The 15,543-nt window shown below is 66.9% G+C and carries 18 protein-coding genes; 11 read left to right on the top strand and 7 right to left on the bottom strand.

The features are described from left to right. Complete coding sequence (locus AC1VNX_RS27225) at nt 1-978, top strand: tripartite tricarboxylate transporter substrate-binding protein (RefSeq protein WP_483160694.1); 978 nt, start codon at nt 1-3, stop codon at nt 976-978. Between the two features lie 9 nt (nt 979-987). Here AC1VNX_RS27225 and AC1VNX_RS27220 read toward each other — a convergent pair whose 3' ends face one another. From AC1VNX_RS27220 to AC1VNX_RS27210, 3 genes are read right to left on the bottom strand one after another with little or no spacing between them, the layout of a single operon-like run. After that, the gene (locus AC1VNX_RS27220; RefSeq protein ID WP_483160693.1) at nt 988-1,410 is read right to left on the bottom strand and encodes a hypothetical protein; all 423 of its coding nucleotides are present in this window, start codon (nt 1,408-1,410) and stop codon (nt 988-990) included. Nucleotides 1,411-1,464: 54 nt separating this feature from the next. Beyond that, the gene (locus AC1VNX_RS27215) at nt 1,465-2,001 is read right to left on the bottom strand and encodes a GrpB family protein (protein WP_483160692.1); all 537 of its coding nucleotides are present in this window, start codon (nt 1,999-2,001) and stop codon (nt 1,465-1,467) included. 23 nt (nt 2,002-2,024) lie between these two features. Then, complete coding sequence (locus AC1VNX_RS27210; protein WP_483160691.1) at nt 2,025-2,978, bottom strand: GlxA family transcriptional regulator; 954 nt, start codon at nt 2,976-2,978, stop codon at nt 2,025-2,027. Nucleotides 2,979-3,086: 108 nt separating this feature from the next. Here AC1VNX_RS27210 and AC1VNX_RS27205 point away from each other — a divergent pair, with 108 nt between their 5' ends. After that, nucleotides 3,087-4,100, top strand: a complete 1,014-nt coding sequence (locus AC1VNX_RS27205) for an SLAC1 anion channel family protein (protein ID WP_483160690.1) — start codon at nt 3,087-3,089, stop codon at nt 4,098-4,100. A 7-nt stretch (nt 4,101-4,107) separates the two neighbouring features. Here the strand turns inward: AC1VNX_RS27205 and AC1VNX_RS27200 are convergent, their stop codons facing one another. Both AC1VNX_RS27200 and AC1VNX_RS27195 read right to left on the bottom strand, forming a co-directional pair. Beyond that, nucleotides 4,108-4,239: a hypothetical protein gene (locus AC1VNX_RS27200; RefSeq protein WP_483160689.1), complete on the bottom strand. Its 132-nt coding sequence runs from the start codon at nt 4,237-4,239 to the stop codon at nt 4,108-4,110. Further along, nucleotides 4,232-5,095: a class I SAM-dependent methyltransferase gene (locus AC1VNX_RS27195; RefSeq protein ID WP_483160688.1), complete on the bottom strand. Its 864-nt coding sequence runs from the start codon at nt 5,093-5,095 to the stop codon at nt 4,232-4,234. Before AC1VNX_RS27195 ends, AC1VNX_RS27200 begins: the two co-directional genes overlap by 8 nt. 84 nt (nt 5,096-5,179) lie before the next feature. Between AC1VNX_RS27195 and AC1VNX_RS27190 the strand changes: the two genes are divergently transcribed. Beyond that, on the top strand, nt 5,180-5,626 hold the full coding sequence (locus tag AC1VNX_RS27190; protein WP_483160687.1) for a helix-turn-helix domain-containing protein: 447 nt from the start codon (nt 5,180-5,182) through the stop codon (nt 5,624-5,626). Here the strand turns inward: AC1VNX_RS27190 and AC1VNX_RS27185 are convergent, their stop codons facing one another. Next, nucleotides 5,627-6,442: an IclR family transcriptional regulator gene (locus AC1VNX_RS27185; RefSeq protein WP_483160686.1), complete on the bottom strand. Its 816-nt coding sequence runs from the start codon at nt 6,440-6,442 to the stop codon at nt 5,627-5,629. Between the two features lie 159 nt (nt 6,443-6,601). Here AC1VNX_RS27185 and AC1VNX_RS27180 point away from each other — a divergent pair, with 159 nt between their 5' ends. The 8 genes from AC1VNX_RS27180 to AC1VNX_RS27145 all read left to right on the top strand — a co-directional run bounded on the left by AC1VNX_RS27180 (nt 6,602) and on the right by AC1VNX_RS27145 (nt 14,044). Next, on the top strand, nt 6,602-7,477 hold the full coding sequence (locus tag AC1VNX_RS27180) for an amidohydrolase family protein (RefSeq protein ID WP_483160685.1): 876 nt from the start codon (nt 6,602-6,604) through the stop codon (nt 7,475-7,477). 7 nt (nt 7,478-7,484) lie between these two features. Then, nucleotides 7,485-8,999 (top strand): sugar ABC transporter ATP-binding protein, encoded by a 1,515-nt coding sequence (locus tag AC1VNX_RS27175; RefSeq protein ID WP_483160684.1) that lies wholly within the window; start codon nt 7,485-7,487, stop codon nt 8,997-8,999. Nucleotides 9,000-9,027: 28 nt separating this feature from the next. After that, nucleotides 9,028-10,068 (top strand): ABC transporter permease, encoded by a 1,041-nt coding sequence (locus AC1VNX_RS27170; RefSeq protein WP_483160683.1) that lies wholly within the window; start codon nt 9,028-9,030, stop codon nt 10,066-10,068. Nucleotides 10,069-10,114: 46 nt separating this feature from the next. Further along, nucleotides 10,115-11,071 (top strand): substrate-binding domain-containing protein, encoded by a 957-nt coding sequence (locus AC1VNX_RS27165; protein WP_483160682.1) that lies wholly within the window; start codon nt 10,115-10,117, stop codon nt 11,069-11,071. A 20-nt stretch (nt 11,072-11,091) separates the two neighbouring features. After that, complete coding sequence (locus tag AC1VNX_RS27160) at nt 11,092-12,369, top strand: L-fuconate dehydratase (RefSeq protein WP_483160681.1); 1,278 nt, start codon at nt 11,092-11,094, stop codon at nt 12,367-12,369. A gap of 25 nt (nt 12,370-12,394) precedes the next feature. Beyond that, nucleotides 12,395-13,171 (top strand): SDR family oxidoreductase, encoded by a 777-nt coding sequence (locus AC1VNX_RS27155; RefSeq protein ID WP_483160680.1) that lies wholly within the window; start codon nt 12,395-12,397, stop codon nt 13,169-13,171. Between the two features lie 28 nt (nt 13,172-13,199). After that, nucleotides 13,200-13,529, top strand: coding sequence for an L-rhamnose mutarotase (locus tag AC1VNX_RS27150; RefSeq protein ID WP_483160679.1), 330 nt, complete (start codon nt 13,200-13,202; stop codon nt 13,527-13,529). A gap of 71 nt (nt 13,530-13,600) precedes the next feature. Further along, nucleotides 13,601-14,044 (top strand): helix-turn-helix domain-containing protein, encoded by a 444-nt coding sequence (locus AC1VNX_RS27145; RefSeq protein ID WP_483160678.1) that lies wholly within the window; start codon nt 13,601-13,603, stop codon nt 14,042-14,044. A gap of 19 nt (nt 14,045-14,063) precedes the next feature. On the opposite strand, the gene AC1VNX_RS27140 is transcribed toward AC1VNX_RS27145, so the two are convergent. Beyond that, nucleotides 14,064-15,398 carry an MFS family transporter gene (locus AC1VNX_RS27140; protein WP_483160677.1) on the bottom strand — a complete coding sequence of 445 codons (1,335 nt, stop codon included), beginning with the start codon at nt 15,396-15,398 and terminating at the stop codon, nt 14,064-14,066. Nucleotides 15,399-15,543 lie beyond the last annotated feature (145 nt).

Genomic DNA, 15,543 nt, shown 5'->3' with positions numbered 1-15,543 from the left:
ATGAAGAAACTGTTCGCCCTCGCGGTGATCGCCGCCGCCGCAGTCGCTGCCCACGCGCAGGACTTTCCGGGCGGCAAGCCCGTCACCATCGTCGTGCCCTTCGCGGCGGGCGGCCCGACCGACCGCGTCGCGCGCGACCTCGCCGAGGCGCTGCGCAAGCCGCTGGGCGGCAGCACCGTCATCATCGACAACGTGCCCGGCGCGGGCAGTTCCATCGGCGCGGCCAAGGTGGCGCGCGCCACGCCCGACGGCTACACGCTGCTGCTCAACCACATCGCGATGGCCACCGTGCCCAGCCTGGTGCGCAACGTGCCGTTCAAGGTCGAGACCGACTTCGAGTACCTGGGCATCGTCAACGACGTGCCGATGACGCTCATCTCCAAGCCGAGCATCCCGGCCGCCAACTACAAGGAACTCAGCGGCTGGATCGCCGCCAACAAGGGCAAGATCAACCTCGGCAACGCCGGCGTGGGCTCGGCCTCGCACCTGTGCGGGCTGCTGTTCCAGAGCGCGACCAGGACCGAGATGACGCCCGTGCCCTACAAGGGCACGGCACCCGCCATCACCGACCTGATCGGCGGCCAGATCGACCTGCTGTGCGACCAGACCACCAACACCACGCCGCAGATCCAGGCGGGCAAGGTGAAGGCCTTCGCCGTCACCACCTCGAAGCGGCTCGCGCTGCCGATGCTGAAGGACCTGCCCACGCTCGACGAGGCCGGCCTGAAGAATTTTCAGGTCACGATCTGGCACGGCCTGTACGCGCCCAAGGGCACGCCTGCGCCGGTGCTGAAGAAGCTCAACGACGCGCTCAAGGTCGCGCTGAAGGATCCGGACTTCATCCACCGCGAGGAACAGCTGGGCGCCGTGGTGGCCACCGACGGCCGCGTGGAGCCGGCAGGCCACAAGAAGTTCGTGATCGACGAGATCGCGAAGTGGACGCCGGTGATCAAGGCCGCTGGCGTCTACGCCGATTGAGAGCCTGAGCTACCGCCCCACGACGATCAGCGTCCAGACGATCGCGACCAGCTGGGCGATGTTGATCAGGATCGCCACCACGTGGGTTCTGCGGAACCCCGGGATCGCGTCCATGTAGTTCGACTGGATCTGCGTGCCCAGCGCGTCCATCTTCGGAATGACCTTCCTGCGCAGCACGACTGCGATCACCGCCAGTGCCGCCGCGCCGGCCGCGATGCCCAGCCGGCCCGCGGAGGCGAAGCTCACCGCCGTCGCGCTCGCGGTGAAGAAGGCCGCCACGTAGTAGAGGTTGAAGAAGCCGCGCACGAAGCGCGCGTCCAGCGGCGTGTCGTGCTTCAGCACCAGGAGCGGGATCGAGCCCATGATGAAGTAGGCCGTCGTGACGAGCAGCGCCACCGTGAAGAACAGGGCGGCAAACATGGCAGCGGACATCTCGATTCACCTCCGTGCATGGGCCTCTTCGGGCCTCCTGCGGCGCTGGAACGGCTACTCCCTGGGAATCTGGGCTTCGATTTCCTTGATTACAGCCTCTTTTTCGCGGTTGTATATCTGGGGATTGGCCGGATCGACCGCGTGGGCGCGGTCCTTGGCTTCCTCGTATTTCCGGCGCAGGTCGGGGCGGCGCTCGAGGATGCCGATGAAGGCCAGCGAATCCTTGTGAACCGGATCGCCGCGGTGGCAGATGTGGATGTTGAGGTTGAAGCGCCGCCCCTCGTGCAGCACCGAGCCGCAGACATACGGCCTCTCGTCGCGGTCGACCCAGACGGGGCGGCGGTGGAAACCGATGCCTTCAAACTGCGCCTGCTCTTCGCGCAGGTTTTCGCGGGCGGTGATGGCGGCCGTGTCGATCATGGGCTTGCCGCGCAGGCCGGCGATGGCCGTGCTTCCGATGTGCACCAGCTCCACGCCGGGCAGCCTTGCCTGCACGTATTCGCGCGCTGCGGCGAAGACTTCGGCGTACACCGGGTCGTAGGCGACGATGTTGCGCTGGTCCAGTCCTTCGTCGAATGCCTCGATCTGCATGGTTGGTTCCGGTTGTTCGGTCATCAACTGGCGAAGCGCCTGCGGTACTCCACGAGGCTCACGCCCAGGCGGCGGCCGAATGCGCGCCTGAAGCCGTCCACGTTCGCATAGCCCACCGCGTCGGCCAGCCGCTTGGCCGGAAGGTCGGATTCCTCGGCCATGCGGCGGGCGGCGTCGATCCTCGCATTCTCGACAAACTCGGCCGGCGTGGTGCCCGTCTCGCTGCGGAAGATGCGCGCGAAGTTGCGCTCGCTCATGCCGGCGCGCTGGGCGAGGGCGGGCACAGAGAGGTCTGCCTTGAGGTTCGCGAGCACGTGATCCTGCACTTCGCGCATGCTGGAGCGCTCGGAGGTCTGGGCCGCCAGGTGGGCGCTGAACTGGCTCTGGCCGCCTGGGCGCTTGAGGAACATCACCAGCTGGCGCGCCACGCTCAGCGCGAGGTCGCGGCCGTGGTCTTCCTCCACCATGGCCAGTGCGAGGTCCATGCCGGCCGTGACGCCGGCGGAGGTGAAGAGCTGGCCGTCCCGCACGTAGATGGCGTCCGACTCGACGCTGGCGAGCGGGTAGTCGGAGGCGAGCTGGCCGGCGAGCTTCCAGTGCGTGGCCACGCGCTTGCCGTCGAGCAGCCCGCTGGCGGCCAGCACGAAGGCGCCGCTGCACACCGAGCCGTAGCGGCGCACCGTGCGCGCCTGGCGCCTGAGCCAGTCCTGCAGCTGGGTGTCGGCCGCCATGTCCTCCACGCGGGGGCTGCCGGCGACCAGCAGGGTGTCGATGGCGCCGCGATGCGTGGCCACCGTGGAATCAACGCCCAGCCGCAGCCCGCCGCTGCTCTTGAGCATGCCTTCGCCGCTGGAGATCACCTGGACGCGATAGGCGCGCCGGTCGCCCAGCTGCTGCGATGCCTCGGCGAAGACGTCGGCGGGGCCGGCCACGTCGAGCAGCTGGAAACGGGGGAAGGCGAGGATGGCGACGCGCATGGCAGACAAGGTCCGGGGATTGGCTGAAAACGCCGTGAGTTGGCGGAAATGGCTTCGGGAGTTTGGCGGAAAATACACACTAATGCAAATCCAGCCAAGGACGACAACATGCAAGACCAGGCTCTGAACCCTTCTTCCCCGGTGATTTCATCCGTTGTGCAGGCTGCGCCGCGCGCGCAGGCCTCCGTGCGCAACCTCCCGGTCAATCTCTTCGCCTCCGTGATGGGCTTTTCCGGGCTGGCCCTCGCATGGCGACTCGCGCATGAGAGCCTGGGCGCACCGGCCATCGTCGGCGAAGCCATCGGGGCCTTCGCGCTGGGCGTGTTCGTGCTGATCGCGGCGGGCTACCTGGCGAAGCTGGTGAGGCATCCGCAGGCGGTGCAGGCGGAGTTCCATCATCCGGTGGCGGGCAATTTCTTCGGCACCATCGCGATCTCCATCCTGCTGCTGTCGGCCGTCATCGCGCCGTACAGCGCGCCGCTTGCGCACCTCGCGTGGACCGTGGGGCTGTTCGCGACCTTCGCGCTGAGCTTCGTCGGCCTGTCGCGGCTGCTGAAGGGGCAGGTGGATGCTTCGCTGGCGGTGCCAGCCTGGATCATCCCCGGCGTGGCCACGCTCGACATCCCCGTCACCGGCGCGCACATGCCGATGGCGTGGGCGGCCGAAGCCAACCTGGCTGCGAGCGCGATCGGCGTGGTGCTGGCGCTGGTGCTCTTCACGATGATCATCGGCCGGCTTGTGCACCGAGACCCGCTCGCTCCCGCCATGGAGCCGTCGCTGATGATCCTGGTGGCGCCCTTCGCGGTGGGCTTCCTGGCCTACACCAACATCGTCGGCGAGATCGACCGCTTCGCCTCGCTGCTCTTCTATTTCGGCCTCTTCATGTTCGCGGTGGTCGCGCCGAAGGTGTTCCGCCGTGGCGCCAGCTTCGCGCCGGGGTGGTGGGCGATCGGCTTCCCGATGGCTGCGCTGGCCAACGCCGCGCTGAAGTACGCCGAGTCGCGCGCGAGCGAGCCGCTCTGGGCGATCGCCATCGTGCTGCTGGTCGCACTGAATGTGGCGCTGGCGGTGCTCACGGTGAAGACGGTGCGGATCGCGCTCAACGGGAAGCTCTTCGCCTGAGCTTCGCTCAGGCCAGGGCCCGGCCGGTCGCGTAGAGCCCCAGCCCGAAAAACGCGTGCGTGACCAGGCTGTGCAGCCGCGCGATGGCGCCGGTGCCGATCAACACCGCACTGGCAAGCAGCTTTGTCGGATCAGGCATCGGCACGCCCCCTGACCAGCCAACAGGCGGCGGTCAGCCGGACCTCGTCGCCATACACATAGGGCTCGAAGGCGGCGCGGACCGTGTCGATGACCCGGGCGCGCGTTTCTTCGTCCACCTGCAGCAGCGCAATGCCCACGGGGCCGAGGCGGCTCAGGTAGCCGAGCAGATCCTTCTCGGGCATCGTGCAGGGCAGGTCGACGGGCTGGATGTCGATGCCGGACCAGCCGCTTTCCTCGAGGATGGCCTGCACCCGCTGCCGGTCCGCGAAGGCGAACTGCCCCGGCGCGCCCGGCACCCGGGGCGGCAGGTTCGGCAGCAGCGGCGAGGCTGCACGCTCGGCGGTCGTCATGAACGGGTTCTCGGCCGCGCTTCGCCATGCGATGAAGCTGAGCCCGGCGCCGTCCTTCGCCGCGTGCCGCAGGTTGGCGAAGGCTCGCACGGGGTCGTCGAAGAACATCACGCCAAGGCGCGAGACGATGCCGTCGAAGCTCGCGGGCTCGAACGCGTGGGTCTGTGCGTTCGCGCAGATGAAGTGAGTGGGCAGGCCTTCGCGCGCTGCGCGGCTGCGGGCGGCGGCGATCATCGGCTCCGAGATGTCGATGCCGGTGCATTCCGCGCCGGCGCCCAGCGCCCGCGCGATGGCCAGCGTGGTGCCGCCGGTGCCGCAGCCGACGTCGAGCACGCGGCCCGCGGGAGCGGCGCAGGCCATCTCGACGAGCAGTTTCTCCAGCGGGCTGAAAAGCTGGTCCAGCGTTTGCTGCGCGTCGACCCAGGCGTTGCCGGCCGGGCCGTTCCAGAGCCGGGCCTGTTCGTCGCCGGCCGCTTGCGTGGTGGGGTGCATGGTTTTCTCCATGATCGTTTCCTCTTGCTTGCCTTCACGAGGCGAAAGCAGCACTATGCAAATTCAAGCCGGCTTGAAGTCAAGAGGAGGAAGCACATGGATATCGCCGAAGTGGCCAAACGCTCCGGCCTGCCCGCGTCCACGCTGCGCTACTACGACGAGAAGGGGCTGATCGCCTCCACAGGGCGGCAGGGCCTGCGCCGCACCTTCGACGACAACGTGCTGGAGCGGCTGGCGCTGATCGCGCTGGGCCGCGCGGCCGGTTTTTCGCTCGACGAGATCGCGCGCATGTTCGGCCCCAACGGCCAGCCGCGCATCGACCGGCTGATGCTCAGCGCCAAGGCGGACGAACTCGACCGCACGATCCGCAACTTGAGCGCGATGCGCGACGGCCTGCGCCATGCGGCCGTCTGCCGTGCGCCAAGCCACATGGAGTGCCCGACGTTCCGCCGCATTCTTGGCGCCGCCGCGTCGGGCGCGATCGGTGGGCGCAAGGAGAAAAAGAAGAAAGCGCCGAAGCCACCGGAACTGGCGCAGAGCTGATCAGGCGTTCGCAAGCAGCGAGAGATCGCGCGCGGCCTGCAGCATCAGCTCGCGCGCGCGGTCCAGCGACGGGATCGCATGCCGGTCGATGCGCCGGATGTACGGCGTGGTGAGCACCGCCAGCGCATGCCCGTGCGGACCGAGGATGGGGCAGGAGATGTCGATCACGCCGAAGTACTGCATGCTCTCGCGCTGCCGGTAGCCTGTGGCGCGCACCGCTTCGAGCATGTGCTCCAGCTCGTCGGGAGGAATCTGCACCTCGCCGTCCAGCGCGACGTGCTCGGCCAGCATCTGCCGGCGCCGCTCGTCCGACTCGCAGGCCAGCAGCACCTGGCCCGAGCCGGTGTCGAGCAGGTTCACGCGCGTGCCGGGGCGCACCGTCATGCTGCTCGCCGCGGGGCTGTTGACCTGCGCCACGATCTGCACGTTGCCCCGGTCGTACACGCCCAGGTGGCACGACTGCTCGGCTTCCTTCACGTAGCGGTCCATCACCGGCAGCGCCTGCGTCACCAGCCTGTGGTTCGGCGGGTAGCGGTGCGCGAGGTCGAACATCTTCAGGCTCAGGCTGTAGCGGTCGCCGGCGAGCGATCGCAGCACGTACTGCCGCGCCACCAGCCTCTCGAGCATCCGGTAGATCTCGCTCGGGCCGCGCTCGAGCGCCTTCACGATCTCGCCGCGCGTCAGGCCTTCGGGCTGGTCGGCGAGCAGTTCGAGGATGTCCAGGCCCTTGTCGAGCGCGGGAGCGCGGTAGCGATCCTGCTGTTCCTGCTCCTCGGCGGGCTTGCCGAGGATGTCTGGTTGAATCGATTTGTTCACCAATGAATTTCAGCAGCAAGTTCCGCTGTTTGCAAGTTTCGTTTTACGGGAAAGCACCCATGGAGCGCGCTTGACGCTGAAAGTTCGTATGTAAATACTCTGTTCACGAATGGACTAGAGAGACAAGGCGACCGGCAGACCTGCTGTGGCGACCCGAAAATGATCCAGCGCATCGACTCGCATCAGCACTTCTGGCGGCCCGCGCGCGGCGACTACACGTGGCTGCGCGCCGACGTGCCCGCGTTGGCTCCGCTGCTTCGCGACTTCATGCCCGAAGACCTGCAGCCGCTGCTGCGCGCACACGGCGTGAGCCGGACCGTGCTCGTGCAGGCGGCCGATTCCCATGCCGAGACCGACTTCATGCTCGATCTCGCGGCCAGCCGCGACGAGGTCGGCGGCGTGGTCGGCTGGGTCGACCTGGGCCGCGCCGACGCCGCCGCTTCGCTGGAGCGGATGGCGCGGCACCCCAAGTTCAAGGGTGTGCGGCCGATGCTGCAGGACCTGCCCGACGACGACTGGATCGCGCGCCGCCCGCAACCCGATACGGTGAAGGCCATGCTGAAGCTCGGCCTGCGCTTCGACGCGCTCGTGAACCCACGCCATCTTCCTTGGCTCCTGCAATTCGCGAAGCGGTGGCCGCAGCTGCCGATGGTGATCGACCACGGCGCCAAGCCGCCGGTGGGCGCGCACGGCAGCGAAGACTTCGCCCGCTGGCGCGAAGACATCGCGGCCCTGGCGGCATTGCCCCAGGTCTGCTGCAAGTTCTCGGGGCTGTGGACCGAGGCTGCGGCATCCACGCATCGCGACGTCGACGTGGCGGTGCGCGTGGTGCGTCCCGTGTGGAATCACCTGCTCGAAGTCTTCGGCCCCGCGCGCCTCATGTGGGGCAGCGACTGGCCCGTGCTCACGCTGGCCGGCGACTACGCGGGCTGGATCGCCGTGAGCGAGGCCTGCATCGGCGGTCTTTCCCCGCACGAGCAGGCCGACGTGTGGCACGGCACTGCGCAACGCTTCTACGGCCTGGCGGCGGACTGAACATCCCATGCAACCCATCGTCACCATCCGCGACCTGAGCAAGTCCTTCGCCGGCGTGCGCGCGCTCGACCGGGCGCAGTTCGAACTGCTGCCCGGCGAGGTGCATGCGCTCATGGGCGAGAACGGGGCCGGCAAGTCCACGCTGATGAAGGTGCTCGCGGGCGTCTACCGCAAGGACTCCGGCGAGGTGCTGCTCGACGGGCAGCCCGTGGACATCGAGAGCCCGCGCGCCGCGCAGGCGCTTGGCATCGGCATCATCCATCAGGAGCTCAACCTGATGAACCACCTGAGCGCCGCGCAGAACATCTTCATCGGCCGCGAGCCGCGCGGGCGCTTCGGCCTCTTCATCGACGAGGAGGCCATGTGCTGCGAGGCGCAGCTCATCTTCGACCGGATGAACCTGAAGCTCGACCCGCGCACGCCGGTGGGCGAACTCACCGTGGCCAGGCAGCAGATGGTGGAGATCGCCAAGGCGCTTTCGTTCGAGTCGCGCGTGCTCATCATGGACGAGCCCACCGCCGCGCTGAACAACGAGGAGGTGGCCGACCTGTTCCGCATCATCGCGCGCCTGCGCTCGCGCGGCGTGGCCGTCGTCTACATCTCGCACAAGATGGATGAGCTCAAGCGCATCGCCGACCGCGTGACCGTGATGCGCGACGGCCAGTACATCGCCACCGTGCCGATGGCGACGACGCCGATGGACACGCTCATCGCCATGATGGTGGGCCGCCAGCTCGCCGAGGCCGAGCACGAGATGCCCGACACCTCGGCCAACGAAGTGGTGCTGGAGGCCAGGGGCATCTGCCGGGGCACGATGGTGCGTGACGCGAGCTTCGTGCTGCGGCGCGGCGAGATCCTCGGCTTCGCGGGGCTGATGGGCGCGGGCCGCACCGAGCTGGCGCGCGCCGTGTTCGGCGCCGACCGCATCGACGCGGGCGAGGTCTTCGTGAACGGCCAGAAGGTGGTCATCGGCTCGCCGGAAGACGCGGTGGCCAACGGCATCGGATATCTATCCGAAGACCGCAAGCACTTCGGCCTGGCCACCGGCATGGACGTCGAAACCAACATCGCGCTCGCGAGCATGAAGAGCTTCCTGTCGATGGGTTTCTTCATCGACCGGGCGGCCGTGGAGTCGGCCGGCGAGCGCTACGTGCGGCAGCTCGGCATCAAGACGCCCTCGGTGCGCCAGCAGGTGCGGCTGCTGTCGGGCGGCAACCAGCAGAAGATCGTCATCGCCAAGTGGCTGTTGCGCGACTGCCAGGTGCTCTTCTTCGACGAGCCCACGCGCGGCATCGACGTGGGCGCCAAGGCCGAGATCTACCGGCTGCTCAACGAGCTGGCCGCGCAGGGCAAGGCCATCGTCATCATTTCCTCGGAGCTGCCCGAGGTATTGCGCATGAGTCACCGCGTGCTCGTGATGTGCGAGGGCCGCATCACCGGCGAGCTGGCCGCGCGCGAGGCCTCGCAGGAAAAGATCATGCAGCTCGCCACCCGCCGCGAGACCGCCGACGCCGCCCCTTGACCCCGCACGACACGACTGGAGACTCCCCTTGACGACCCCCACCGTGACCACCGCCGCCCCTGCAGCGGGCTTTTCGCCGAAGACGCTGAAGGACCGGCTCTTTCGCCCCGCCACGCGGCAGAAGCTGCTGGCCTTCGCCAGCCTCGTCGCGCTGATGGTGTTCTTCAGCTTCGCGTCGCCGCAGTTCCTGCAGGCCGACAACCTCGTGGGCATCCTGCAGTCGACCGCGGTGAACGGCGTGCTCGCCATCGCCTGCACCTTCGTCATCATCACCTCGGGCATCGATCTCTCGGTGGGCACGCTGATGACCTTCTGCGCCGTCATGACCGGCGTGGTGCTCACCTACATGGGCATGCCGCTGTGGCTGGGCATCTGCGCGGCGATCTTCTTCGGGGCGCTCAGCGGCTTCGTCTCGGGCCTGCTGATCGCCAAGCTCAAGATCCCGCCCTTCATCGCCACGCTGGGCATGATGATGCTGCTCAAGGGCCTATCGCTGGTGATCTCGGGCACCAAGCCGATCTATTTCAACGACACGCCGGGCTTCACCGCGATCTCGCAGGACTCGCTGATCGGCGACATCGTGCCCTCGCTGCCCATTCCCAATGCGGTGCTGATCCTGTTCCTGGTGGCGGTGGCCGCGAGCATCGTGCTCAACAGGACCATCCTCGGGCGCTACACCTTCGCGCTTGGCAGCAACGAGGAGGCGGTGCGCCTGTCGGGCGTGAACACCGACTTCTGGAAGATCGTTGTCTACACGGTGAGCGGCGGCATCTGCGGCATCGCGGGCCTGCTGATTGCATCGCGCCTGAACTCGGCGCAGCCGGCGCTGGGGCAGGGCTACGAGCTCGACGCCATTGCGGCGGTGGTCATCGGCGGCACCTCGCTCAGCGGGGGCACCGGCACCATCGTGGGCACGATCATCGGCGCCTTCATCATGAGCGTGCTCACCAACGGCCTGCGCATTCTCTCGGTGGCGCAGGAATGGCAGACGGTGGTCACGGGCGTGATCATCATCCTGGCCGTGTACGCCGACATCCTGCGCCGCCGCAGCGGCAGCAAGGTGCACTGAATTCCGTCTTCCGATCCGTTTGTTCCATAACCACAGGAGACTCCGCATGATCCAGAGAAGAACAGTCGTCGCTTGCACGCTGGGCGCGGCCCTTGTCGGCCTTGCCGGCTTCGCGCAGGCACAGCAGACGCAGGAGATCTACATCCCGCTCGTGTCCAAGGGCTTCCAGCACCAGTTCTGGCAGGCGGTGAAGTCGGGCGCCGAGCAGGCCGGCAAGGACCTGAAGGTGAAGGTGAGCTTCGAGGGCCCGGAGACCGAGGCCATGGTCGACAAGCAGATCGACATGCTCTCGGCCGCGCTCGCCAAGAAGCCGCAGGCCATCGGCTTCGCCGCGCTCGACAGCCAGGCCGCCATTCCTCTGCTGAAGAAGGCGCAGGCCGCGAAGATCCCGGTGGTGGCCTTCGACTCGGGCGTGGACAGCGACATCCCGGTGACCACGACCACCACCGACAACAAGGCCGCCGCCGCGCTGGCCGCCGACAAGATGGCCGAACTCATCGGCAAGAGCGGCGAGGTGGCGCTGGTGGTGCACGACCAGACCAGCCGCACGGGCGTCGACCGGCGCGACGGCTTCGTCAACCGCATCAAGTCGACCTACCCGAACATCAAGATCGTGAGCGTGCAGTACGGCGGCGGCGACCAGCTGAAGTCGACCGAGATCACCAAGTCGATCCTGCAGGCATCGCCCAACCTCAAGGGCATCTTCGGCGCCAACGAGGGCTCGGCCATCGGCGTGGTCAACGGCGTGCGCGAGATGAAGCGCACCGGCAAGGTGGTGGTCATCGGCTACGACTCCGGCAAGCAGCAGAAGAACGCGATCATGGACGGCAGCATGGCCGGTGCCATCACGCAGAACCCGGTGGGCATGGGCTACAAGACCGTCGAGATGGCTGTGAAGGCCGTCAAGGGCGAGAAGCTGCCGAAGATCGTGGACACCGGCTTCTACTGGTACGACAAGACCAACATCGCCGATCCGAAGATCGCGGCGGTGCTGTACGACTGATCGCTCGCCAGCAAAGTCCCATGACCATCGTCCGCTCCATGCGCGTGCTCGACGTGCGCTTTCCCACCTCGCAGCAGCTCGACGGCTCCGATGCGATGAACCCCGATCCGGACTACTCGGCGGCGTATGTCGTGCTCGAGACCGACCAGCCGGGGCTGGAGGGCCATGGGCTCACCTTCACCATCGGGCGCGGCAACGAAATCTGCTGCGCGGCCATCGAGGCGATGCGCCACCTAGTGGTGGGGCTCGATCTCGCATGGGTAGCGCAGGACATGGGGCGCTTCTGGCGGCATGTCACTTCCGACAGCCAGCTGCGCTGGATCGGGCCCGACAAGGGCGCGATCCATCTCGCGACGGGGGCTGTGGTCAATGCGATGTGGGACCTGTGGGCCAAGTCCGAGGGCAAGCCCGTGTGGCAGCTCGTGGCCGACATGTCGCCCGAGGAGCTGGTGCGCTGCATCGACTTCCGCTACATCACCGATTGCATCGCGCCCGACGAAGCGCTCGCGCTGCTGCGGGAGGCATCGAAGGGCAAGGAAGAACGCATCGCCACGCTCAAGGCCGAGGGCTACCCTTGCTACACCACTTCTGCCGGCTGGCTCGGCTACTCCGACGAGAAGCTGCGACGCCTCGCGCAGGAGGCGGTCGACGCGGGCTTCAGCCACATCAAGCTCAAGGTGGGGCGCGACCTGCAGGACGACATCCGCCGCCTGACGGTGGCGCGCGAGGTGCTCGGGCCCGGCCGGCACCTGATGATCGACGCCAACCAGGTGTGGGAAGTGGGCCAGGCCATCGATTGGGTGCGGCAGCTCGCCTTCGCCAAGCCGTGGTTCATCGAGGAGCCCACCAGCCCCGACGACGTGGAAGGCCACCGCAAGATCCGCGAGGGCATCGCGCCGGTGAAGGTGGCTACCGGCGAGATGTGCCAGAACCGCATCATGTTCAAGCAGTTCATCATGCGCGGCGGCATCGACGTGGTGCAGATCGACGCCTGCCGGCTGGGGGGCGTGAACGAGATCCTGGCGGTGATGCTGATGGCCGCGAAGTACAAGCTGCCCGTGTGCCCGCACGCAGGCGGCGTGGGGCTGTGCGAGTACGTGCAGCACCTGTCGATGATCGACTACCTCTGCATCTCGGGCACGCGCGAGGGCCGCGTGGCCGAGTATGTCGACCATCTGCACGAGCATTTCGCGGAGCCCTGCGAGGTTCGCAACGCGGCGTACATGCCGCCGAAGGGCGCGGGCTTCTCGATCACGATGAAGCCGCAGTCGCTCGAGCAGTACCGCTTCAAGGGATAGACGGCAAGGAAAGGCATCGCCAGGCATGGACCTGCATCTGAAGGACAAGGTAGTGATCGTCACCGGCGGCGGCAGCGGCATCGGCGCGGCCATCTCGATGACGCTGGCGCAGGAGGGCGCGGTGCCGGTGATCCTCGGCAAGAACCCGCTCGATGCGCCTTTCGAAGAGGCGCTGCGCAGGCTTCAGCCGCGCGCGCGTTTCTTCCAGCTCGAACTGATGGAAGAGGCCGCCTGCGTCAAGGCCATTGCCGACACGGCAGCCGAGTTCGGCCGCATCGACGGGCTGGTCAACAACGCGGGCGTGAACGACAGCGTGGGGCTGGAGGCGGGGCGCGACGCCTTCGTCGCCTCGCTCGAACGCAACCTGATCCACTGCTACGTGATGGCGCACCACTGCCTGCCGCACCTGAAGGCGAGCAGGGGCGCCATCGTCAACATCTCCTCGAAGACGGCGGTGACGGGGCAGGGCAACACCAGCGGCTACACGGCGGCCAAAGGCGCGCAGTTGTCGCTCACGCGCGAATGGGCGGCCTCGCTGCTGGAAGACGGCGTGCGCGTGAACGCGGTGATTCCGGCGGAGGTGATGACGCCGCTCTACCAGCGATGGATATCCGCCTTCGACGAGCCCGACCGCAAGCTCGCCGACATCACCGGCAAGATTCCGCTGGGCCGCCGCATGACCACGCCCGAGGAGATTGCGGACAACGTCGTGTTCCTGCTGTCGGAGCGCGCCTCGCACACCACGGGGCAATGGGTGTTCGTGGATGGCGGGTACACGCATCTGGACCGGGCGCTGACCTGATCGTCTTCAGCTTTTTCTGGAGTTGTGCATGCGCCATTTCCTGGCCCTCGATTTGAAAGACGACCCGTCGCTGATCGCCGAATACGAGGCTTATCACCGCGATATATGGCCCGAGGTGCGCGAACACCTGAAGGCGCATGGCGTGACGGCCATGGAAATCCATCGGCTGGGCACGCGCATGGTGATGCTGATGGAAACCGACGACGCCCGCTACGACGCCCAGGCAATGGCGCTCGCTACGCGCAGCGACCCGAAGATCAGGCAGTGGGAAGAGCTGATGTGGAAATTCCAGGCGCCCACGCCATGGACGCCGGAAGGCGAGAAATGGACCGCGATGCAACGGATCTTCTGCTTGTAATCAAAAGATTCAAGTTTGATCGAGGTTCGGTTTTTTGCCCGGGTTTACATTTACTGGGCACAATGCCGGCCATGCCAAACATTGCATCCATTCTTAAATCCGAGATCTCGCGCGTCGCCCGCAAGGAAGTTCGCGCGGAAATGGAAACCCTCAAGAAGGCATCGGTTCACCATCGTGCGGCCATTGCGGCACTGCGCCGCCAGATCAGTTCGCTGGAAAAGGAACTGCGCAACGTCGCCAGGGGCACGTCCCGCGGCGTACGGGCGAGCGAACCGGACGATTCCGGCGATGAAGGTCCCAAGCGCAGGTTCAGTGCCGGCCGCCTGGCTGCGCATCGCGCGAAGCTGGGTATCTCCGCGGCTTCCTATGGAAAGCTGGTGGGCGTTTCCGGCCAGACGATCTATCACTGGGAGCAGGGCAAGGCCAGGCCCAGGGCCGCGCAGCTGCAGAGCCTCGCGGCCGTGCGCGGGCTCGGCAAGCAGCAGGTGGCCGAGCGGCTGGAAGGGGCGGAGTAGCCCCTTTTTCTTGCCCGCTTCAGTGATCGTGGTGCAGGTAGCTCGCCTGCCTTGGCAGCCTCAGGCTCACGAGGAAGGCGACCACCATCATGGCGCTCACGTACCAGAAGAAGGCCGACTCGTGTCCCAGTGACTTGAGCCCCAGCGCCACGTATTCCGCCGAGCCGCCGAAGATCGCGTTCGCGACCGCGTAGGCCAGCCCCACGCCCAGGGCGCGCACTTCGGGCGGGAACATCTCCGCCTTCACGATGCCGCTGATCGAGGTGTAGAAGCTCACGATGGCCAGCGCCGCGATGATGAGCACGAAGGCCAGCACAGGGCTCGTCGTGTGCTGCAGGGCAGTGAGGACGGGCACGGTCGTCAGCGCGCCGAGGCCGCCGAACAGCAGCATGTTGTTGCGCCGCCCGATGCGGTCGGACAGAGCGCCGAACACCGGCTGCATGCACATGTAGACGAACAGGGCTCCCGTCATCACGTAGCTCGCCGTCTTGATCGGCAGGTGCACCGTGTTCACCAGGTACTTCTGCATGTAGGTGGTGAAGGTGTAGAAGATCAGCGAGCCGCCGGCCGTGTAGCCGAGCACCGTGAGAAAGGCCGGCGTGTGGTGTCTGAAGAGGCCCGCGATGCTGCCGGCTTCCTTGTTCTTCTTCGCTTCGTCGGTCTGCGTCTCGTGCAGCGTGCGGCGCAGCAGCAGCGCGACCACCGCCGCGATGGCGCCGATCACGAAGGGAATGCGCCAGCCCCATGCCTTGAGCTCGGCCTCGGTCAGCAGCTGTTCGAGCACCACGATCACCAGCACCGCGAGCAGTTGCCCGCCGATCAGCGTGACGTACTGGAACGAGGAGAAGAAGCCGCGCTGGCCGCGCAGCGCCACCTCGCTCATGTAGGTGGCGGTGGTGCCGTATTCGCCGCCCACCGAGAGCCCCTGGAACAGCCGGCAGACCAGCAGCAGGAAGGGCGCCCACGCGCCGATCTGCGCATAGGTGGGCAGGCAGGCGATGACGAGCGAGCCGCCGCACATCATCGTCACCGAGATCAGCATCGACGTCTTTCGCCCCAGCCGGTCGGCCAGCCGCCCGAAGAGCCAGCCGCCGATGGGCCGCATGAGAAAGCCGGCCGCGAACACGCCGGCGGTGTTCAGCAACTGTGCAGTGGGGTCGGACTTGGGGAAGAAGGCCGGCGCGAAGTACAGCGCCGAGAAGGCGTACACGTAGAAGTCGAACCACTCGACCAGGTTGCCGGAGGAGGCCGCCATGATCGCGAAGACGCGGTGGCGCTTTTCTTCGGCCGTGTAGTGGGGGAGGGATGAAGAAGAGGCCGCTGGGCCTCCCGTGGTAGGCGTGACTGCGCTCATGATGGCTTCTTCTGCCGTGCAGGCAATGTTGTTGTTTCCAAAACATTCTGCGCCGGCACAAGGCTGCCGCGTGTCGGCCTATGCCGCATCGGCCTACCTCCGGAGTGGCCTTCCGAAAGCGCTCAGGCAAGGCCCGAAGAAATCA

This window comes from Variovorax sp. TLI9-5A (genome assembly GCF_056867935.1).
This window is presented reverse-complemented; position numbering and strand designations above follow the sequence as displayed.